At 69.3% G+C, this 19,346-nt stretch carries 17 protein-coding genes; 6 read left to right on the top strand and 11 right to left on the bottom strand.

What is annotated here, in order from left to right; genetic code table 11:
• Positions 1–183 precede the first annotated feature (183 nt).
• The 5 genes from C6Y14_RS37980 to miaA all read right to left on the bottom strand — a co-directional run bounded on the left by C6Y14_RS37980 (position 184) and on the right by miaA (position 6,949).
• On the bottom strand, positions 184–1,710 hold the full coding sequence (locus tag C6Y14_RS37980) for a M1 family metallopeptidase (protein ID WP_107021470.1): 1,527 nt from the start codon (positions 1,708–1,710) through the stop codon (positions 184–186).
• A gap of 353 nt (positions 1,711–2,063) precedes the next feature.
• On the bottom strand, positions 2,064–4,208 hold the full coding sequence (locus C6Y14_RS37975) for a RelA/SpoT family protein (protein ID WP_107021469.1): 2,145 nt from the start codon (positions 4,206–4,208) through the stop codon (positions 2,064–2,066).
• 169 nt (positions 4,209–4,377) lie between these two features.
• Positions 4,378–5,247 (bottom strand): diaminopimelate epimerase, encoded by an 870-nt coding sequence (dapF, locus tag C6Y14_RS37970; RefSeq protein WP_107021468.1) that lies wholly within the window; start codon positions 5,245–5,247, stop codon positions 4,378–4,380.
• A 133-nt stretch (positions 5,248–5,380) separates the two neighbouring features.
• Complete coding sequence (locus C6Y14_RS37965; protein ID WP_107021467.1) at positions 5,381–5,902, bottom strand: hypothetical protein; 522 nt, start codon at positions 5,900–5,902, stop codon at positions 5,381–5,383.
• Between the two features lie 108 nt (positions 5,903–6,010).
• Positions 6,011–6,949, bottom strand: coding sequence for a tRNA (adenosine(37)-N6)-dimethylallyltransferase MiaA (gene miaA, locus C6Y14_RS37960; RefSeq protein WP_107021586.1), 939 nt, complete (start codon positions 6,947–6,949; stop codon positions 6,011–6,013).
• A gap of 183 nt (positions 6,950–7,132) precedes the next feature.
• Here miaA and C6Y14_RS45375 point away from each other — a divergent pair, with 183 nt between their 5' ends.
• A complete protein-coding gene (locus tag C6Y14_RS45375) occupies positions 7,133–7,579 on the top strand; it encodes a hypothetical protein (protein WP_107021466.1) in 447 nt (148 codons plus the stop codon).
• Positions 7,580–8,165: 586 nt separating this feature from the next.
• On the opposite strand, the gene C6Y14_RS37950 is transcribed toward C6Y14_RS45375, so the two are convergent.
• Positions 8,166–8,924 (bottom strand): class III extradiol dioxygenase subunit B-like domain-containing protein, encoded by a 759-nt coding sequence (locus tag C6Y14_RS37950; protein ID WP_107021465.1) that lies wholly within the window; start codon positions 8,922–8,924, stop codon positions 8,166–8,168.
• 137 nt (positions 8,925–9,061) lie between these two features.
• On the bottom strand, positions 9,062–10,582 hold the full coding sequence (gene miaB / locus C6Y14_RS37945) for a tRNA (N6-isopentenyl adenosine(37)-C2)-methylthiotransferase MiaB (protein ID WP_107021464.1): 1,521 nt from the start codon (positions 10,580–10,582) through the stop codon (positions 9,062–9,064).
• A gap of 135 nt (positions 10,583–10,717) precedes the next feature.
• Between miaB and C6Y14_RS37940 the strand changes: the two genes are divergently transcribed.
• A complete protein-coding gene (locus C6Y14_RS37940; protein WP_107021463.1) occupies positions 10,718–11,713 on the top strand; it encodes a TAXI family TRAP transporter solute-binding subunit in 996 nt (331 codons plus the stop codon).
• A 165-nt stretch (positions 11,714–11,878) separates the two neighbouring features.
• Here C6Y14_RS37940 and C6Y14_RS37935 read toward each other — a convergent pair whose 3' ends face one another.
• Both C6Y14_RS37935 and C6Y14_RS37930 read right to left on the bottom strand, forming a co-directional pair.
• Positions 11,879–13,285 carry a sensor histidine kinase gene (locus C6Y14_RS37935; RefSeq protein WP_107021462.1) on the bottom strand — a complete coding sequence of 469 codons (1,407 nt, stop codon included), beginning with the start codon at positions 13,283–13,285 and terminating at the stop codon, positions 11,879–11,881.
• 9 nt (positions 13,286–13,294) lie between these two features.
• The gene (locus C6Y14_RS37930; RefSeq protein WP_107021461.1) at positions 13,295–13,981 is read right to left on the bottom strand and encodes a response regulator transcription factor; all 687 of its coding nucleotides are present in this window, start codon (positions 13,979–13,981) and stop codon (positions 13,295–13,297) included.
• Positions 13,982–14,306: 325 nt separating this feature from the next.
• Here C6Y14_RS37930 and C6Y14_RS37925 point away from each other — a divergent pair, with 325 nt between their 5' ends.
• The 4 genes from C6Y14_RS37925 to C6Y14_RS37910 all read left to right on the top strand — a co-directional run bounded on the left by C6Y14_RS37925 (position 14,307) and on the right by C6Y14_RS37910 (position 17,692).
• Positions 14,307–15,083 carry an amino acid ABC transporter ATP-binding protein gene (locus C6Y14_RS37925; protein WP_107021460.1) on the top strand — a complete coding sequence of 259 codons (777 nt, stop codon included), beginning with the start codon at positions 14,307–14,309 and terminating at the stop codon, positions 15,081–15,083.
• A gap of 97 nt (positions 15,084–15,180) precedes the next feature.
• Positions 15,181–16,026 carry a glutamate ABC transporter substrate-binding protein gene (locus C6Y14_RS37920; protein ID WP_107021459.1) on the top strand — a complete coding sequence of 282 codons (846 nt, stop codon included), beginning with the start codon at positions 15,181–15,183 and terminating at the stop codon, positions 16,024–16,026.
• Between the two features lie 92 nt (positions 16,027–16,118).
• Entirely contained in the window at positions 16,119–16,787 is a 669-nt protein-coding gene (locus tag C6Y14_RS37915; protein WP_107021585.1) for an amino acid ABC transporter permease, read from the top strand.
• The gene (locus C6Y14_RS37910) at positions 16,784–17,692 is read left to right on the top strand and encodes an amino acid ABC transporter permease (RefSeq protein ID WP_107021458.1); all 909 of its coding nucleotides are present in this window, start codon (positions 16,784–16,786) and stop codon (positions 17,690–17,692) included. The genes C6Y14_RS37915 and C6Y14_RS37910 overlap by 4 nt, the downstream gene beginning before the upstream one ends.
• A gap of 269 nt (positions 17,693–17,961) precedes the next feature.
• On the opposite strand, the gene C6Y14_RS37905 is transcribed toward C6Y14_RS37910, so the two are convergent.
• Both C6Y14_RS37905 and C6Y14_RS37900 read right to left on the bottom strand, forming a co-directional pair.
• A complete protein-coding gene (locus C6Y14_RS37905; RefSeq protein ID WP_225891482.1) occupies positions 17,962–18,213 on the bottom strand; it encodes a transposase in 252 nt (83 codons plus the stop codon).
• The gene (locus C6Y14_RS37900) at positions 18,180–19,196 is read right to left on the bottom strand and encodes an IS110 family transposase (RefSeq protein ID WP_450152400.1); all 1,017 of its coding nucleotides are present in this window, start codon (positions 19,194–19,196) and stop codon (positions 18,180–18,182) included. Before C6Y14_RS37900 ends, C6Y14_RS37905 begins: the two co-directional genes overlap by 34 nt.
• Positions 19,197–19,346 lie beyond the last annotated feature (150 nt).

Raw genomic sequence — 19,346 nt, 5'->3', positions numbered from 1 at the left:
TCTCGTCACTCCAATTCCGAGGGGTTACGGGGCCCGCCGTGCGGGAATCACAGGGCGCCCGTCGCAGGGCTCACCGTGTTTGCTGCGCCGGGGTCACCGTGTCTGTTCTGCGGGGCTCACCGTGTTTGCTCCGCAGGGTCGCCATGTTCGCTCCGCGGGCGTCACCGTGTTTGCTCCGCGGGTTCACCCGGCGCGTTTCGCGGCCTTCTCGGCGGGCGCCGCGCTCTTCCAGTCGGGGTGTCCCGGCATGGGCGGGGTCTTCTCCGCGTAGAGCCACGCCTTGAAGAAGCCGCTCAGATCGCGGCCGGCGATGCCCGTGGCCAGGCGCTCGAAGTCCGCGGTGTCGGCGACACCGTCGTGGTGGGTGCTCACCCAGGCGCGCTCCAGCCGCTCGAAGGCGGGGCGGCCGATCTCCTCGCGCAGCGCGTACAGGACCAGGGCGCTGCCGTCGTAGACGTTCGGGCGGAAGATGCTGAGCTTCTCGCCGGGTTCGGCCCCCTTCGGGGCGGCGGGCGGTCCGCCGGCCTCGCGCCAGGTGTCGGACGACCGGTAGGCGGCCTTCATCCGGGCCTCCATGGGCCTGTCGGCCTTCTCCTCGGCGAAGAGGGCCTCGTACCAGGTGGCGTGTCCTTCGTTGAGCCACAGGTCGGACCAGGTGCGCGGGGAGACGCTGTCGCCGAACCACTGGTGGGCCAGTTCGTGCACCATGATCGACTCGACGTACCACTTCGGGTACTCGGACCGGGTGAAGAGGTCCCTCTCGAAGAGGGAGAGCGTCTGTGTCTCCAGTTCGAATCCGGTACGGGCTTCGGCGATGAGCAGCCCGTACGTCTCGAAGGGGTAGTCGCCGACCTTCTCCTGCATCCAGGCGATCTGGTCGGGGGTCTTCTTGAGCCACGGCTCCAGCAGCTCGCGGTCCTTGGTGGGCACCACATCGCGTACGGGCAGGCCGTCGGGGCCGTTGCGGCGCAGCACGGAGGAGCGGCCGATGGAGACCTGGGCCAGCTCGGTGGCCATGGGGTGTTCGGTGCGGTAGGTCCAGGTGGTGCCCGCGGCCCGGCGGGTCGCCCCTACGGGGAGTCCGTTGGCGACGGCCGTGTAGCCCTCGGGAACGGTGACCCGGACGGTGAACATCGCCTTGTCCGAAGGATGGTCGTTTCCGGGGAAGACACGGTGTCCGGCGTCGGCCTGGTTGGCCATCGCGAGCCCGTCCTTCGTCTGCACCCAGCCGCTCTGCTGGTCCTTCGTGGAGACCGGGTCGCTGTCGTGGTGCACGGTGACACGCATCGGGACGCCGGGCGGCAGCGCTTCGGCGGGCGTGACGACCAGGTCCTCGCCTGCGCTGCGGAACTCCGCGGGCTCGCCGTCGACCTCGACGGATCGCACTGTCCCGTGCGAGTAGTCAAGGTTGAACTGCTCCAGCCAGGCCGTCGTGCGGGCCTCGATGACCGTGACGGCCGGCAGCGGCTTGGTGTTGCTTCCGGAGTAGGTGAAGGCCAGGTCGTACGCCGTGACGTCGTATCCGGGGTTGCCCAGGTGAGGGAAGAGACGGTCGCCGATACCGAGCGGTGCTGGTGCGGGGGCGCTCGCGGCGATGAGGCAGACGGATGCGGCGGAGGCGACGAACGCGGTTCGAAGCCGCCGCTGCCGGGAGGCCGCCCTAGGGATTTCCGTCCCGGCGGTGTGGGGGGTGGTGCGGGTGCGCAGCATGGACCACGGCTATCAGCGCGTGGACTGCTCACGGAGCCGACTCGCACCGAAGCCACCCGAACGGCGGCCTTCGCGTGCACTTGGGAGATCTCTCACCCCCGGCCCTCGCGAGCGAGGAGATACCCAGGGGCGCGGGGAACGGCGCAATCCGTTGCCTTCAGCCGCGCGGGGAACAGCACACTCCGTTCACCCTTCAGGGGCGCGGGAAACGGCGCGGTCTTTCGCTCTTGGGGCGCGGGGAACGGCGCGGTCTCTTGTCTTCAGGGGCGCGGGGAACGGCGCGACCAGCCACGACGCACCCGCACCCGCACTCGTATGCCGTCGCCGACCGGCCCCGCCCGCGAGACGCGTCTCTACGGAGCCGTCGACTGGTGATGGGCCCGGCTGACGTCGAAGACACCAGGAACGTTGCGCATCGCCCGCATGAGGGCGGGAAGATGCGCGGCGTCCGGAAGCTCAAGCGTGTACGTATGCCGAACCCGCTGCTGGCTGGGCGGTTCGACCGTCGCCGAGACGATGGCGACGCCCTCCAGGGCGATCGCCTCGGTGAGGTCGGCCAGGAGATGCGGCCGCCCGAAGGACTCCGCGAAGAGCGTGACACGGCACTCGCTGCTGTCACCCCAGCGCACCTCGACCTCCGCGCGCCCCACGCCCTTCATGCGCTCCACGGCGGCGCACTCCACGCGGTGCACGGTCACCACTCCCCCGCGCACGGAGAAGCCGGTGATCGCGTCGGGCGGTACGGGCGTACAGCAGCCCGCGAGACGTACGGTCGCGCCGGGCCGGTCGACGACGACGTCCGCGGCGGCCGGACGGGCGGCCGGCCCGTCCGCGGCCGGACGGCGGGTCTCGGCCGGGGCCTCGGACGGTACGGCGGACGCCGGGTGCGCGGCCAGCCAGCGGGTGATGGCGATCCGCGCGACGGGCGTGTGCGCGTGCTCCAGCCACTCCCTGGAGGGCTCCGAGGCCGGGTCCTGGCCCATGAGCAGCTGAACGGTGTCGCCGTCGCTCAGAACCGTGCTGAGCCGCGCCAGGCGGCCGTTGACGCGTACGCCGATACAGGCGTGCGCGTCCTCGCCGTACTGGGCGTAGGCGGCGTCCACACAGCTGGCGCCCGCGGGCAGTCCGAGTGTGCCTCCGTCGGGACGGAAGACGGTGATCTCCCGGTCCTGGGCGAGGTCCTCGCGGAGCGTGGACCAGAACGTGTCGGGGTCCGGCGCGGCCTCCTGCCAGTCGAGGAGGCGGGACAGCCAGCCGGGGCGGGTGGGGTCGGCGCGCTCTCCGTCGGCGGCGCGGGAGCCGTCGGTCTGCTCCTCCGGGGATTCCGCGGAATCCGCAGGCGCGGCGTAGGGATTGCCGAGCGCGATGACGCCGGCTTCGGCGACCTTGTGCATCTGGTGCGTACGGATGAGGACTTCGGCGACCTGCCCGTCGGGGCGGGCCACGGCCGTGTGCAGCGACTGGTACAGGTTGAACTTGGGGACGGCGATGAAGTCCTTGAACTCCGAGACCACCGGGGTGAGACAGGTGTGCAGTTCGCCCAGGACCCCGTAGCAGTCGGCGTCCTCGTTCACGAGAACGAGGAGGCGGCCGAAGTCGGCGCCGCGCAGCTCGCCGCGTTTGCGCGAGACGCGGTGCACGGACACGAAGTGCCGTGGCCGGATGAGTACTTCGGCCTGCAGTCCGGCCTCGCGCAGGACTCCGCGCACCTCTTCGGCGATCTCGGCGAGGGGGTCGTCGGTGCGCGAGGAGTTCTTGACGATGAGTTCGCGGGTGTGGGCGTACTCCTCGGGGCGCAGGATCGCGAAGACCAGGTCCTCAAGCTCGGTCTTTAGCGCCTGGACACCTAGTCGTTCGGCGAGCGGGATGAGGACGTCACTGGTGACCTTGGCGATGCGTTCCTGCTTCTCGGGCCGCATGACTCCGAGGGTGCGCATGTTGTGCAGGCGGTCGGCCAGTTTGATCGACATCACGCGGACGTCGCTGCCGGTGGCGACGAGCATCTTGCGGAACGTCTCGGGCTCGGCGGCCGCTCCGTAGTCGACCTTTTCCAGCTTCGTCACGCCGTCGACGAGGTAGCGGACCTCCTCGCCGAACTCGGCGCGGACCTGATCGAGCGTCACTTCCGTGTCCTCGACGGTGTCGTGGAGCAGGGAGGCGGTCAACGTCGTGGTCTCCGCGCCCAGTTCGGCGAGGATGAGCGTCACGGCGAGCGGGTGCGTGATGTACGGCTCGCCGCTCTTGCGCATCTGGCCGCGGTGCGAGGACTCGGCGAGGACATAGGCGCGGCGCAGCGGGTCGAGGTCGGCGTCGGGGTGGTGGGCCCGGTGGGCCTCGACCACATGGCCGATCGCGTCGGGCAGCCGGTCGCGGCCCGCGGGCCCCAGGAGAGCGGCCCGGCCCAGGCGCCGCAGGTCGATCCGGGGGCGGCCCCGCCTGCGCTGTACCGCGGGCGTGATGGGGCCGGGCGTCGCGGGGTTCGTGGCCTCCGCACTCATGGGCACCTCCGGCTGCGTTGACCGGCGGACGGGGCGCCCCATGGCGTACGCGGCTCTGGGGATGGCGTCGTTCCCCCGTCCGGGCCGGTCCTTGATGCTACCGAGCCCACCACGCCCGACTGACCGCCTCTCGCCGAGCGTGAAACGGATCACCCATTCGAGCGAAGGTTCAGGGGGTCGTGTTTTCGAGCCATTCGGTGTCGATCTCACCCTCTGCGACGATCACCGCGGGCCCGGTCATCTCGATCTCGCCGTCGGGGCGCTCGGTGATCACGAGTCGGCCGCCGGGCACGTCGACGGTGTATGTGGCCGGTGTGCCGGTCACCGCGGGGTCGGCGCCGTCCCTGCGCGCGGCGGCCACGGCCACGGCGCACGCGCCCGTGCCGCACGAGCGGGTCTCGCCGGAGCCCCGCTCATGGACACGCAGAGCGACGTGATGAAGGCCACGGTCGACGACGAACTCGACGTTCACGCCGTCCGGGTACGCGGACAGTGGGCTGAACGGCGGTGGGGCGTACAGATGTCCGGCGTGGTCGAGGTCCTCGACGAAGGCGACGGCATGGGGGTTGCCCATGTTCACGTTGCGGGCGGGCCAGCTGCGGTCGCCTACGGTCACGGTGACGTCGCCCTCGGGGAGGACCGCCTTGCCCATGCCGACGGTGATGTCGCCCTCCTTGGCGAGGTGCACGGTCTTCACGCCCGCGCGCGTGGCGACCGCGATGTCACCTTCCGCCACATGTCCGGCGCGCTGGAGGTAGCGCGCGAACACACGCACTCCGTTGCCGCACATCTCCGCGATCGAGCCGTCGCCGTTGCGGTAGTCCATGAACCATTCCGCTTCGGCCGCCATCGAACGGGCCTCGGGGTGCGCGGCGGACCGTACGACGTGCAGCAGGCCGTCCCCGCCGATGCCCGCGCGGCGGTCGCACAGGGCCGCGGCGGTGGCCGGGGGCAGGTCGATGGTGTTCTCGGGATCCGGGACGATCACGAAGTCGTTCTCGGTCCCGTGCCCCTTGAGGAAGGCGATCCGCGTGCTCATTCCTCGATCGTAAGGGGTCGGTACGACAGCCCGGCATGCCTGCCGGTCGCGGCAGCGCGGCCGACCGGTCCGGCGGACGACAACGCGGACGCGACACCGTGTCACGACGTGCCACGAGGGGCTCCTGAGCGACTCAGCGCAGGCGGGCCACGCGCCACACCGCGAGCACCACGACCGCGGCGACTAGGACGGCGTACGCGATCGCGACGCGCCAGTCGGGGCGGCGGCCGGAACCGCGCTGAGGCAGCCCGGGCCACGTGTAACCGACCCGGCGGGCCGCCATCATTCCCCAGCCCGCGGCGCAGGAGCAGATCAGCAGGCCGAGCATGGCGATCATGGCTCCGCTGTCGCCGAAGTCGAAGGCCAGCGGGAAGGCGAACATCAGGGAGCCGACAGCGGCGAGGCTCACGATGGGAGCGAGCTGCCAGATGCGCATGCGGCGCTGCGGGCGCAGCTCCACCTCGACCTCGGGTCCCGGGTACATCTCGTCGGGCTCGGGACCGTCGGCGGTCACACCACCGATGATCTCGTCGGGCCCGTCCGGGCTCAGCCGGTCCCCGTCGGGGTCCTGCTGGTCCTGTGCGGTGTCGTGCACCCCGCCGGTGACGGTGTCCTGCTCCGCGCCTGGTGCGGTGTCACGAGGGCCGGCCTCCATCGCCACGCGCCCTCCCCACTCGGACTCCACTTGGTCGATCGAAGCTCGATGATGGCACGGTCCCAGAGGCCCGGATGACGGCCGGAGCGTCCCGATGCCAGGACGTGATCAGGCTGTGACCGGTCGTTCGACCAACGCCAGCGCAAGCTGCGGAAGTTCTGTGAGATCCGCCGCGGCCCCACTGAGCCAATGCACCCGCGGATCGCGTCTGAACCAGGAATCCTGACGGCGCGCGAAGCGCTTGGTGGCACGTACGGTCTCGGCCCGCGCCTCGTCGTCGGTGCACTCCCCGGAGAGCGCCGTGAGCATCTGCTGGTAGCCGAGCGCGCGCGACGCCGTACGCCCCTCACGCAACCCTTGCGCCTCCAGTGCGCGCACTTCCTCGCCGAGGCCGCCCTCCCACATGCGGTCCACCCGGCGGGCGATGCGCTCGTCGAGTTCGGGGCGCGCCACGTCGACGCCGATCTGGAGGGTGTCGTAGACGGAGTCGTGACCCGGGAGGTTGGCGGTGAAGGGCCTGCCGGTGATCTCGATGACTTCGAGGGCCCGGACGATACGGCGGCCGTTGCTCGGCAGGATCGCGTGGGCGGCCTCGGGGTCGGCGACGGCCAGTCTGGCGTGCAGGGCGCCGGAGCCCCGCAGGGTGAGTTCCTCCTCCAGACGGGCCCGCACCTCGGGGTCCGTACCGGGGAATTCGAGGTTGTCGACGGCGCCTCGGACGTACAGGCCGGAGCCGCCGACGAGGATGGGCCAGCGGTCCTCGGCGAGCAGTGCGTCGATGCGGATGCGCGCGAGGCGCTGGTACTCGGCGACGCTCGCCGTCACCGTCACGTCCCAGATGTCCAGCAGGTGGTGGGGAACCCCACCGCGCTCCTCGGGCGTCAGCTTGGCGGTGCCGATGTCCATCCCCCGGTAGAGCTGCATCGAGTCTGCGTTGACGACCTCACCACCGAGACGCTGGGCGAGGTGGACGCCGAGATCGGACTTTCCGGCCGCGGTGGGACCCACGACGGCGATGACCCGCGGAACGGGAGCTGCTCTACTCACCGTCACAGTCTCGCAAACCTCGGACCCACTTCTCGAACGAGCTACGTGACGGTACGGGGCCGGGGTCGTTGCCTGTTGCGAGGTTCCAGCCGCCGGTTTCGAGGACCGGTGACCCCGGGCGACGCAATGGGACGCACCGGGCGACGCGGAATTTCGCCCACACGAGCAGGGTATGGAGACGAAATGGGCGTTTTTGCATGGCTTCTTCGTAAAGAGAGGTCTGAATCGAAGGGGTCGGAGTCCGCAGGATCTGAGTCCCACGGGTCCGAGGGGGCGCCGGCCGCCGAGGCGCAGACGGACGGCCCGAAGGCCGGATCCGGGGCGGAGACTTCGACAGAAGCGGGGGCCGAGCCGGTTTCGGAGGGGGCGGGCGACGCGGTTGCCGGGCCGGAGGCCGCGGCCGTCGACGCCGACGCCGACGCTGAGCCGGGTGTCGAGCGGGGCGCCGAGCCGGGAGTCGGCTCCGAGGCCGTCTCTTCGAGCGCGTCGGCGTCCGCGTCCGTGACCGTGAGTGCGGCTGCGGAGGCCACCGAGGGCGGCCAGGCTGCGGCTGAGGCCGTCGAGATCCCCAAGCAGCAGTCCGCCGAGAAGGCGGCCGACAGCGAGGTCGGCGAGAACGCCCGTCAGTGACGGCGTGACGCCTTCCTCTCCCGCGCGGGTGCCGCCCCTCGGCGGCCCGGGCGACCACACTTCGGCGGACGGCCTCGGAGCGATCTCGGCTTCGGGGCGTCCGCCGTGTTCGCGCGGATGCCGGGCGCTGCGGGCTGTGCGGGCCTCGTGGCCCGCGAGGGCTCCCGGGGGGGGCCACCGGTGCCGGGGGTTTTTCGGCTGCGGGTGCGCTGTGGCCGGTCGCGCAGTTCCTCGCGCCCCTGAGGTGGCGAGGCTCTGCGCGAGTCGGGAAGTGCTCGGCGCTGTGGTCGGACGGGGCGCGGGCGTCGTTCTTCGGGTGCCGGTCCGTCGTGGTCGGGCGCGCAGTTCCCCGCGCCCCTGACGGGGCCGGGCGGGGTGGGCGGGGTGGGCGGGGTGGGGCGAGGTGGGGCGGGGCCTGTGCGCGCTCGGCGCGGTCGCCCTCCTAGCTCCGGCCCCCCGAACCTCAACCCTCAGATCCCACCCCTCAGCCCCCCTCAGCCCCCCTCAGCCCCCCCCTCAGCCCTGTCCCTCGCCCTCAGCCCCCAGCCCCCAGCCCCCAGCCCTCAGCCCTCAGCCCCCAGCGACGCTACGACCAGGTCGCGACCATGTAGCCGACGCCGTAGGGCGCGTCCTCGTACAGGAGGGTGCCCTTGAGGGGTGTTCCCTGGGCTGCGCCCGCCAGTACCTGCCAGGGGGCCCGGCCCGAAGCCTTCAGTTCGTGTGCCAGTTCCGCGTCCAGGCTCTTGAGGGCGGCCACGTCCGCCGTGGCCAGCGCACGCGCGATCTCCGCGTCGAAGGCCGCCGCCCGCTCGTCCAGGTAGCCCGGCGCCTTGAGCGTGCGGCACGCGCTGGAGTCGCCCATCACCAGCAGTGCCACTCGCCCGGGGCCGGAGGCGATCTGCTGCCCGATCTGGATACACCGCTCGGCGGCCAGTGGTTCCCCCACGCCGTGGCCCTCGACAGGAGCGTCCGACCAGTCCGTACGGCCGAGCAGCCAGGCGGCGACCGCCAGCGAGGCCGGCAGCACCCGTCCGGCGGCCTCGGCGGAGGGTTCGGCCGGGCCCTCGGACTCCCCGGTTCCGTAACGGGGACCGTTCCCGCCGAGCCGCACGTCGAGGTCGACACCGAAGCCGCGGAACGAGCCGTGTGAGCCCTCCGGATACGGTCCGCGCCCGCTCTCCTCGGCGGGTCCCACGACCACCAGCCGGTCCGGGCGGGAGGCGGCCAGTACCCCCAGGGCGTCCGTGCAGGCGGCACGTGCGGCGTCGAGTTCGGGCGCGGCCCCCGCGGCGACGTCGGGCACGAGCAGGGGCGGGCAGGGGCACACGGCGGCGGCGACAAGCATGATCGGCAGCGTAACCCCGCGCGGCGGCCGGGTGTCAGTCCTCGATCAGCACGTCGGCAACGTCGGCAACGTCAGTGAGGTCGATGACGGTGAGGGCGGGACCGACCGGTCCGCCGCCGATCGCCCACGCGCCGCCGTCAGTCCAGACCGCAACCACTGCCCGTGGCGACCGGCAGCGGCTCCGGGACGCCGATCTGCGGCAGCCCCAGCATGACGCCGACCGGCTTCGCGGCCTCGGCGGTGTTGCGCTTCTCCCAGGCGTCGCCCGCGCGCGTGCGGCGCACGTCCAGCGTGGCTCCCTCGGCGAGGAGGTGGTGCGGGGCCGCGTACGTGATCTCGACGGTGACGACGTCGCCGGGGCGGACCTCGGTGTCGGGCTTGGTGAAGTGCACGAGGCGGTTGTCGGAGGCGCGGCCCGAGAGGCGGTGCGTGGCGCCGTCCTTGCGGCCTTCGCCCTCGGCGACCATCAGCTCCAGCGTGCGGCCGACCTGCTTCTTGTTCTCGTCCCAGGAGATCTCCTCCTGGAGGGCCGACAGCCGCATGTAGCGCTCCTGCACGACCTCCTTGGGGATCTGCCCCTCCATGGTGGCCGCCGGGGTACCGGGGCGCTTGGAGTACTGGAACGTGAACGCCTGCGCGAAGCGGGCCTCGCGGACCGCGTGGAGGGTCTGCTCGAAGTCCTCCTCGGTCTCTCCGGGGAAGCCCACGATGATGTCGGTGGTGATCGCGGCGTGCGGGATCGAGGCACGGACCTTGTCGATGATCCCGAGGAACCGCTCCTGGCGGTACGAGCGGCGCATCGCCTTCAGGACGGTGTCCGAGCCGGACTGCATCGGCATGTGGAGCTGCGGCATGACGTTCGGAGTCTCGGCCATCGCGGCGATGACGTCGTCCGTGAAGTCGCGCGGGTGCGGCGAGGTGAAGCGCACCCGCTCCAGGCCGTCGATCTTCCCGCAGGCCCGCAGGAGCTTGCTGAAGGCCTCACGGTCGCCGATGTCGGATCCGTAGGCGTTCACGTTCTGCCCGAGCAGGGTGATCTCGGAGACGCCCTCACCGACGAGGGCCTCGATCTCGGCGAGGATGTCGCCCGTCCTGCGGTCCTTCTCCTTGCCGCGCAGCGCCGGGACGATGCAGAAGGTGCACGTGTTGTTGCAGCCGACGGAGATGGACACCCAGGCCGCGTACGCGCTCTCGCGGCGGGTCGGCAGCGTCGACGGGAACGCCTCCAGCGACTCGGCGATCTCTACCTGCGCCTCTTCCTGGATGCGGGCGCGCTCCAGGAGGACGGGGAGTTTGCCGATGTTGTGCGTCCCGAAGACGACGTCCACCCAGGGCGCCCTCTTCACGATGGTGTCGCGGTCCTTCTGGGCGAGACAGCCGCCCACGGCGATCTGCATGCCGGGCCGCTTCGTCTTCATCGGAGCGAGCCTGCCGAGGTTCCCGTAGAGACGGTTGTCGGCGTTCTCCCGCACCGCGCACGTGTTGAAGACGACGACGTCGGCGTCACCGTCGGAGCCTTCGGGAGCGCGCACGTAGCCGGCGCCCTCCAGCAGCCCGGAGAGCCGCTCGGAGTCGTGGACGTTCATCTGACATCCGTAGGTGCGCACTTCATACGTTCTGGTCAGGTCCACTGCCCGGCTCCGGTCACTGCTGCTCATGTGACAAGGGTAGGTGGTGCCCGGAGTGCGCCCCGCCCCATGGGTCCCGCGTGCGCTCCCCCCGAGGGAGCCCCGGGTGCGCTCTGTAGGCACCGCCCTGGTCATCCGGGCCGGTGAGCTGGCAGGATCGCGCGCATGTTCCAGGCACTCTCCCCCCTCGGCCGACGCCGGGCCCTGCAGGGTTCGGCCGCCGCCATCGTGGCCTTCGGGCTGCTCCTGTGGTGGCTGCTGCCACTGGGCGAGAGCTCACCGGGCGGAAAGGTCGTCTTCAGTACGGGGACACGCACCGGCGTGTACCAGCTGTACGGAAACCTGCTGCAGGACGCGCTGGCCAAGGACATGCCGCGTCTGGAAGTGGACCTGCGTCAGAGCGAGGGCTCCCAGGAGAACGTGGCACGGGTGGCCACGGGGAAGGCCGACTTCACCATCGCGGCGGCCGACGCGGTCGAGAAGTACATGGACAGCGGCAAACCCGGCGCGGACCAGCTGCGCGGCTGCGCGCGGCTGTACGACGACTACGTGCACGTGGTCGTTCCCCAGGACTCCCGGGTGAGCTCCATCGCGGACCTGAAGGGCAAGAGGGTGGCGATGGGGCAGCCGGGTTCCGGGGTGCTCCTGATCGCGGAGCATGTGCTGGCGGCGGCCGACCTCGGCCCGAAGGACGTCAAGCCGGTGTACGCCGGTATCTCGAAGATGCCGAAGATGCTGGAGGAGAAGAAGATCGACGCGTTCTTCTGGTCCGGCGGACTCCCGACCGGCGCCGTGACCGACCTCTCCGAGCGTTTCGACATCAAGCTGGTCCCGATCACGGCCGACCTGGTCGAGAGACTGCACAAGCCGAACGCGGGGTCCAGCTACTACCGGTCGGCCCTCATGCCCGCGGACACCTATCACGGGGATCGCAACGACGCCGCGGTACCGACGGTGGCGGTGGCGAACCTGCTGGTGACGCGGGCCGGAACGGACGCGACGCTCACCGAGGGAATGACCCGGACGGTGATCAACAGCCGCGACCGGATCGGCACGGAGGTGCACGCCGCGCAGCGCGTGGACCTGCGGACCGCCATCTACACCGACCCCCTGGACCTGCACGAGGGCGCACAGCGCTACTACCGCTCGAACAAGCCGTAGCCGTCCGGCCGGAGACGGGTCCTGACGCGCGCTCACGGGCCCTGTCGAGGGGCAGTGGGGTCCGGCTACCGCAAAGGCCGCCCGAGGGCCCTCAGAGGGCCCCTGAGGCCCCGGCGCGCCCACTCAGATCCCGGACATGGCCCTCAGGCCCCGGCCGTCGTCCCCTCAGACTCCGGCCATCGTCCGAGGCACCGTGACCGTCACCTTGAGCCCGTGCGGCTCGTGGTGGGCGTACGCGATGGAGCCGCCGCCCGCGGAGAGCAGCGCCCGGGAGATCGACAGGCCGAGCCCTGAGCCCTTGATGTTCTGATGGCCCGCGCTGCGCCAGAAGCGGTCGCCGACGCGGGTCAGTTCCTCGTCGCTCAGACCGGGCCCGTGGTCGGTGACGACGATCGTCGAGGCCTCGCCGTTCGAGGCCACCGCGACCTCGACGGACTCTCCCTCGGGCGTGAACTTCAGCGCGTTGTCGATGACCGCGTCCAGGGCGCTGGACAGGGCGACGGCGTCGACCCAGGCGGTCGTGGCGGGGCATGTCCCCAGGAGCCGTACCCCCTTGTCGTCGGCGACCGGCGACCAGGACGCCACCCTCTCGGCGGTGAGTTCGCCGATGTCGGTGAGCCGCAGGTCCGCGTCGGCGTGCTCGGCGAGGGCGAGGTCCAGGAGGTCGTCCAGGACGTGGGCGAGGCGCTTGCCCTCCGTACGGACGGCGGCGATCTCCTCGTTGCCCTCGGGCAGTTCCAGCGCGAGCAGTTCGATGCGCAGCAGCAGGGCGGACAGGGGGTTGCGCAGCTGGTGCGAGGCATCGGCGACGAAGGCGCGCTGCTGCTCCAGGACCTCCTGGACGTTGTCGGCCATCTCGTTGAAGGACCGGGCCAGGCGCCTGAGCTCCGGCGGTCCGCCGGCGGCGGCGACCCGGGACTTCAGGCTGCCGGTCGCGATGTCGTGGGTGGTGGCGTCGAGGACGCGCACGGGCCGCAGCACCCAGCCGGTCAGCCGCAGCGCGGCGCCGAGCGCGAGGAGCATCGCGCCGATCTCCCCGGCTCCGATGACGAGCCAGCCGTGCAGGATCCTGGACCGCATCTGTCCGGTGGGCGAGTCGGTCACCACGACCGCGACGACGTCACCGTCCCGGATGACGGGGGACGCGACGACGAGACGGTCCCGCTGCCACGGCCAGACCTGCTCCGGGTCATGGCTGCGGCGGCTCTGGAGCGCTTCGTCGAAGGCCGCGCGGATCTCGCCCCTCCTGGGGATGGTCCAGTCCTCGGGCGCGTTGGCCATGATGCCGTCGTCGCGGTAGAAGACTCCCGCGTTGATCCCGTACAGCTTCTGGTACGTGCGCAGTTCCTGCCGGAGCGTCTCGCCGCGCTGTTCGGTGGCGCTGATCCGTGAGCCCTCCGGGCGGTCGGCCACGAACTGGGCCAGGGACGCGAAGCGGGCCGTGTCGTCGATGCGGTCGACGACCACCTTCTGCTGCTGGGCGGCCGCCAGGCTCGCGGCGAGGGGGATGCCCAGGGCGAGCAGGATGGCCGCCATCAGGACGATGAGCAGCGGGAGGAGGCGTGTGCGCACCGGGACCCGCTACGCGGCGGGCGCGACGAGCCGGTAGCCGACGCCGCGCACGGTCTCGATCAGGGCCGGCATGCGCAGCTTGGAACGCAGGGAGGCGACATGCACCTCCAGGGTGCGGCCGGTCCCCTCCCAGCTGGTGCGCCAGACCTCGCTGATGATCTGCTCCCGCCGGAACACCACTCCGGGCCGCTGGGCGAGGAGGGCCAGCAGGTCGAACTCCTTGCGGGTCAGTTGGACGACCGAACCGTCGACGCTGACCTGCCGGGTGGGCAGCTCGATGCGTACGGACCCGAGGTGCAGCGCGTCGTCACCGGGGGTGGCCGCGTCGTCGGGGACGGTGCGCCGGGCGACGGCGTGGATACGGGCGAGGAGTTCCCCTGTGTCGTAGGGCTTCACCACGTAGTCGTCGGCGCCGAGGTTGAGTCCGTGGATCCGGGAGCGTACGTCCGCGCGCGCGGTCACCATGATCACGGGCGTGCTGGTCCGCTTGCGGATCTTTCCGCAGACCTCGTATCCGTCCTGGTCGGGCAGCCCGAGGTCGAGGAGCACCACGCCGAAGCCGTTGCCCTCCGGGACGAGGGCCTGGAGGGCCTCCTCGCCGCTGCGGGCGTGTGTGACGGCGAACCCGTGGCGTGCGAGGACCGCGGACAGAGCGGCTGCTACGTGGTTGTCGTCCTCGACGAGGAGCAGTCTCATCACGGCCCCCTTCAGTTCATCGTGCGTACGTTGTCGGTGGATAGACAGGTGGATAGACAGTGGCTCGGCATACGTCCTCGGTGGTCGGACACGGCCACGCGCGCGTGTCCCCTGGCAGTCAGGCCGATGGACGCGGACGGCGTCAAGCATGTTCCGGGCGCGGCCCGCATCCGTTACGCAGCCGGTACTCGCCCGAGGCGGCCTTCACGAAGAGTGTCGGTTTGCCGCCGGATCGTTATGCTCAATTTCCCCTCAGATGTAATGACGCTGATCGTGCGGCGTTACTACTGTCCTCCGCAACCGAGGAGGACGGAGCTAGAGGCCGATGACCGAAGTATCGGTGACCAAGGACGCCCTGCCCGCGGCCGATGATCTGGTCGTGCTGAAGAACGTGAACAAGCACTTCGGTGCGTTGCATGTACTTCAGGACATCGATCTGACCATCGCCCGTGGTGAGGTTGTCGTGGTCATCGGACCCTCCGGGTCCGGAAAGTCCACCCTGTGTCGCGCGATCAACCGTCTGGAGTCGATCGAGTCGGGATCCATCACGATCGACGGAAAGCCGCTGCCCGAGGAGGGCAAGGCACTTGCCCGTCTGCGTGCGGACGTCGGCATGGTGTTCCAGTCGTTCAATCTGTTCGCGCACAAGACAGTGCTCGAAAACGTGATGCTGGGCCAGCTCAAGGTTCGTAAGGCGGACAAGAAGGACGCCGAGGAGAAGGCCCGCGGTCTGCTCGACCGGGTGGGTGTCTCCGCCCAGGCCGACAAGTACCCCGCGCAGCTCTCCGGCGGGCAGCAGCAGCGTGTCGCGATCGCCCGGGCGCTGGCGATGGGCCCCAAGGTCATGCTCTTCGACGAGCCGACGTCGGCTCTCGACCCAGAGATGATCAACGAGGTCCTGGAAGTCATGCAGCAGCTTGCGCGTGACGGAATGACGATGGTCGTAGTCACTCACGAGATGGGATTCGCCCGTTCGGCGGCCAACCGCGTCGTCTTCATGGCGGACGGACGCATCGTCGAAGAGGCTGTGCCGGACCAGTTCTTCAGCAACCCGCGCAGCGACCGGGCGAAGGACTTTCTGTCGAAGATCCTGCACCACTGACGACCCGGGTCGTCCACAACCCGCGTCACCCGCACCCGACGGACTGCGGCACCCGACACCGAGGGCCCGCTTCTCCTCACCACAAAGGATGTTCACCATGATGCTCCGCAAGGTCTCCGCAGCAGCAGCAGCTGCGCTCGTTCTCTCTCTGACGGCGACCGCCTGTGGCGGCGACGACAAGGACAGCGACTCCGGCTCGGGCTCCGGTAGCGGCGACAAGATCAAGATCGGCATCAAGTACGACCAGCCCGGCCTCGGCCTCAAGGAGCCGGACGGATCCTTCTCCGGCTTCGACGTCGACGTGGCCACCTATGTGGCCAAGGAACTCGGCTACAAGCCCGACCAGATCGAGTGGGTCGAGACCAAGTCTGCCGACCGTGAGAACGCGCTCGCCCGTGGCGACGTGAAGCTCATCGCGGCCACGTACTCGATCAACGACGAGCGCAAGCAGAAGGTCGACTTCGCCGGCCCCTATCTGCTGGCCCACCAAGACCTGCTGGTCAAGGCGGACTCGGACATCACCAAGGCCACGGACCTCAACAACAAGAAGCTGTGTTCCGTGACCGGCTCCACTTCGGCGCAGAACATCAAGAACGACCTCGCCCCGAAGGCCCAGCTGAAGGAGCTGGGTGGCTACTCTGAGTGCATCGCCGCCCTGCAGAGCGGCTCCGTGGACGCGCTGACCACCGACGACTCGATCCTCGCGGGCTTCGCCGCGCAGGACAAGTACAAGGGCAAGTTCAAGCTCGCAGGCCTCAAGCTGAGCAACGAGAACTACGGCGTCGGTGTCAAGAAGGGCGACACCGCGACCATCGACAAGGTCAACACCGCGCTGGAGAAGATGGTCAGCGACAAGTCCTGGCAGAAGGCGGTTGACGACAACTTCGGTCCGGCCAATTACAAGAACGAGCCCGCGCCGAAGATCGGGACCATCGTCAAGTAAGCAGAACCCCCGCAGGCCTACCGTCGCCGCGATCGCGGCGGCGGTAGGCGACGCCCTTCACCTACGCCACACACCCGGAAGTGCGGGAGACCGTGTTCGACTTTCTTGAAGGCTACAACGTTCTAGGGGCGTTCTGGATGACGGTGAAACTCACCGCCCTCTCCGCCGTCGGCTCCCTCGTCTGGGGCACCCTGCTCGCCGCGATGCGAGTCAGCCCGGTCCCGCTCATGCGGGGGTTCGGCACCGCCTATGTGAACATCGTCCGGAACATCCCCCTGACCGTCATCATCATCTTCACGTCTCTCGGCCTCGCCGATATCTTCGGCATGACGATGGGCGCCCCCGACGACTTCGATGTGCAGGGCTTCCGGCTCGCTGTACTCGGTCTCGTCGCCTACACCGCGGCCTTCGTCTGCGAGGCGATCCGCTCCGGCATCAACACGGTGCCCCTCGGCCAGGCCGAGGCGGCACGCGCCATCGGACTGAGCTTCAGCCAGATCCTGCGCCTCGTCATCCTGCCGCAGGCCTTCCGTACGGTCATCGGACCGCTGGCCAACGTGTTGATCGCGCTGACCAAGAACACGACCGTGGCGGCCGCGATCGGCGTGGCCGAGGCCGCACTTCTCATGAAGGAAATGATCGAGAACGAGGCACAGACGCTGGCCATCGGCGCGGTCTTCGCCCTCGGGTTCGTGGTACTGACCATGCCCACCGGGCTCTTCCTCGGCTGGCTGAGCAAGCGACTGGCGGTGAAGCGATGAGCTCGGTGCTCTATGACACGCCCGGCCCTCGTGCCAAGCGTCGCAATGTGATCTTCTCGGTGATCTTCACTGTCCTGCTTGTCCTGATCCTATGGTGGGTCTGGCGGACGCTGGACGACAAGGGTCAGCTGGAGTGGTCCCTGTGGGAGCCGTTCACCGAGGCGCAGGCCTGGACGACGTATCTGCTGCCGGGCCTCGGCGACACGCTGAAGGCGTCAGCGCTTGCCATGGTGATCGCCCTTCCGCTGGGCGCGCTCTTCGGCATCTCACGCCTCTCCGACCACCGGTGGGTACGGGCGACGGCCAGTACGGTGGTCGAGTTCTTCCGCGCGATCCCCGTACTGCTACTGATGCTGTTCGCCAACGAGTTCTACGTCCGCTACTCGGACATCAGCAGTGAACAGCGCCCCTTGTACGCGGTTGTCACGGGCCTGGTCCTCTACAACGCGTCCGTGCTCGCCGAGATCGTCCGGGCCGGCATTCTCTCGCTTCCCAGGGGGCAGTCTGAAGCCGCGATGGCGGTCGGGCTGCGCAAGGGTCAGATGATGACCAATGTCTTGTTGCCACAGGCTGTCACCGCCATGCTGCCAGCCATCGTCAGCCAGCTCGTCGTCATCGTGAAGGACACCGCACTGGGCGGCGTGATGCTCGGCTTCACCGAGTTGCTCAACTCGCGCGGAACACTGGCGGCCAACTACGCCAACGTGATCCCCAGTTTCATCGTCGTGGCATTCATCTACATCGTGCTCAACTTCATCCTCACCACCTTCGCGAGTTGGCTGGAAGCCAGGCTACGCCGCAGTAAGAAGGGTACTGGTGCGGTCCTCGGGGGCGACGACGTTGACGACATCAACGCTGGCGAAGTTGGAGGCACGGCGACGATCGGTACTGGCGGTAAGAAGTGACGGGCAGTAATTAGTCTATCGGCGTGGAGGCAGTGACGTGATCGTCACTGCCTCCACCTCTTTCCGCATGTACCTACGAATTGGCTGCCACATGCTGTCATCACACGCTCTTATCGCGATGACTGGTCTTCTGAGCCAAGAATTTCATTGAGGCAGCTGGCGAGGCTTTGACGGCTCTTTTCTGCGGTTTTCGTCTCATCTCGGTCATCATGAGGGTCCATCAGTAAGCTGATGGACCCTCATGATGACCGAGATGAGAGTGCTTGAACTCATGGTGTCGTTGGGGTGAGTGACAGTTCGGTACTGGCGAGGCTCCCCTCGATGAGGTGGGGGCGGTACTGGATCTTCTTCATGCCGTGGCGGATGGTCTGGATGAGGTGCCCGAGGGTGGTGAAGGCGGTGTTGGACAGCCAGCTGCGCCGTAGCAGCGACCGAATGCCCTCGACCGGGTTGAGGTCGGGGGCATAGGAGGGCAACTGGTAGACGGTCAGCCACTCTTGCCTGGCGATGAACTGCCGCACCCGTAAGCAAGATGGACGTTCAAGATGCCCCTATGTTGCGTCAAGTGGCAGCCGTTGCGGCGGCGGAGACGTGTCACGACGATGCGGTAGAGGGCTGCGTTGGCCTGACGGTTGCCGCCGCGGTTCAGCCGTCGTCGCTGGGTCTTTCCGGAGGACTGTTCGACGGGGCTGACGCCACACAGAGCAGCGAAGGATGCCTCGTTTGCCAGCCGCTCCCGGCTGTCGCCGGCGGCGATCAGCAGGGCAGCGGCGCTGTCGGGCCCGACGCCGACGATGTCCAGGAGCCGCGGATGGTGGGTGCGGACGCCTCTGTTGACCCTGCTGGTGAGTTCCTTCACCTCGGCGGTCAATTGCTGGACGCGGCGGGCCAGCAGCCGGAGCGTGAAGACGGCCGCGTTCCCGGTGTCCGGAAGGTCCGCGCATCGGGCGATCAACGCCGAGTTGCTGAGTTCGGACAGGGATTCGCGCAGCTCGGGATCGGTGCCGAGGAGTACAGCCTTGAGCTGGTTCTTCGCCTGTGTTCGGGCTTTGACGGCCGACTCCTTCGCCAGTCTCAGCACGCGCATGTCGGCGGCCGGGCCCTCGCCCGTCTTGGGCGTGACAGCAGCTCGTCCGGACAGGACCGCGCGGGCGGCGGCATCCGCATCGACGGCATCGGTCTGGCCGCGCTTGCGACGCGTGGCGCGATCGGGCTGATTGACCTCGACGACCTGGATATTCTCCCGGCTCAGGAACCGTGCCAGAGCAGCTCCGTAGGAACCGGTGCACTCCACTCCCGCACGGTGCGGGAGGCCGAAGGAGCGGGCCCAGGCCAGGAGTTGGCGGTATCCGGCGGCGGTCGCCGGGAACACCTGATGGGCCAGGAGCGCGCCGAGCACCGTGATCACGTCGGCGACGTGCACGTCCTTGTGGGTGTCAACGCCGAGGATCACGTCCTCCGCCGGTTGTTGTTCTGGCCGTTCGGGCAGAGTTGTCTGGGGCATGCTGGTGACGGTCACGCGGCTCCTTGATCGGCACGGGGTTCATGGCCGACGCCGGGCCGGTGGGCGGTCAGAACTGTGACGGTGCCTTGTGCGGCAAGGCCCCTGTCGGGACACGCCCGTTGGTCCGGCGACAGCAAGCGCCGCCCGGGA

The sequence above is a fragment of the Streptomyces dioscori genome (genome assembly GCF_003024195.1).
GTDB classification, from domain to species: Bacteria; Actinomycetota; Actinomycetes; order Streptomycetales; family Streptomycetaceae; genus Streptomyces; species Streptomyces dioscori.
This window is presented reverse-complemented; position numbering and strand designations above follow the sequence as displayed.

What these genes read in the sequence shown, in the direction of transcription:
- C6Y14_RS37920 (WP_107021459.1), top strand. Translation starts at nt 15,181, where the DNA reads ATGATGCTCCGCAAGGTCTCCGCAGCAGCAGCAGCTGCGCTCGTTCTC.
- miaB (WP_107021464.1), bottom strand. Translation starts at nt 10,582, where the DNA reads ATGAGCAGCAGTGACCGGAGCCGGGCAGTGGACCTGACCAGAACGTAT.
- C6Y14_RS37900 (WP_450152400.1), bottom strand. Translation starts at nt 19,196, where the DNA reads ATGCCCCAGACAACTCTGCCCGAACGGCCAGAACAACAACCGGCGGAG.
- C6Y14_RS37975 (WP_107021469.1), bottom strand. Translation starts at nt 4,208, where the DNA reads ATGAGTGCGGAGGCCACGAACCCCGCGACGCCCGGCCCCATCACGCCC.
- C6Y14_RS37940 (WP_107021463.1), top strand. Translation starts at nt 10,718, where the DNA reads ATGTTCCAGGCACTCTCCCCCCTCGGCCGACGCCGGGCCCTGCAGGGT.
- C6Y14_RS37950 (WP_107021465.1), bottom strand. Translation starts at nt 8,924, where the DNA reads ATGCTTGTCGCCGCCGCCGTGTGCCCCTGCCCGCCCCTGCTCGTGCCC.
- C6Y14_RS37930 (WP_107021461.1), bottom strand. Translation starts at nt 13,981, where the DNA reads ATGAGACTGCTCCTCGTCGAGGACGACAACCACGTAGCAGCCGCTCTG.
- C6Y14_RS37980 (WP_107021470.1), bottom strand. Translation starts at nt 1,710, where the DNA reads ATGCTGCGCACCCGCACCACCCCCCACACCGCCGGGACGGAAATCCCT.
- C6Y14_RS37910 (WP_107021458.1), top strand. Translation starts at nt 16,784, where the DNA reads ATGAGCTCGGTGCTCTATGACACGCCCGGCCCTCGTGCCAAGCGTCGC.
- C6Y14_RS37965 (WP_107021467.1), bottom strand. Translation starts at nt 5,902, where the DNA reads ATGGAGGCCGGCCCTCGTGACACCGCACCAGGCGCGGAGCAGGACACC.
- C6Y14_RS37925 (WP_107021460.1), top strand. Translation starts at nt 14,307, where the DNA reads ATGACCGAAGTATCGGTGACCAAGGACGCCCTGCCCGCGGCCGATGAT.
- dapF (WP_107021468.1), bottom strand. Translation starts at nt 5,247, where the DNA reads ATGAGCACGCGGATCGCCTTCCTCAAGGGGCACGGGACCGAGAACGAC.
- C6Y14_RS45375 (WP_107021466.1), top strand. Translation starts at nt 7,133, where the DNA reads ATGGGCGTTTTTGCATGGCTTCTTCGTAAAGAGAGGTCTGAATCGAAG.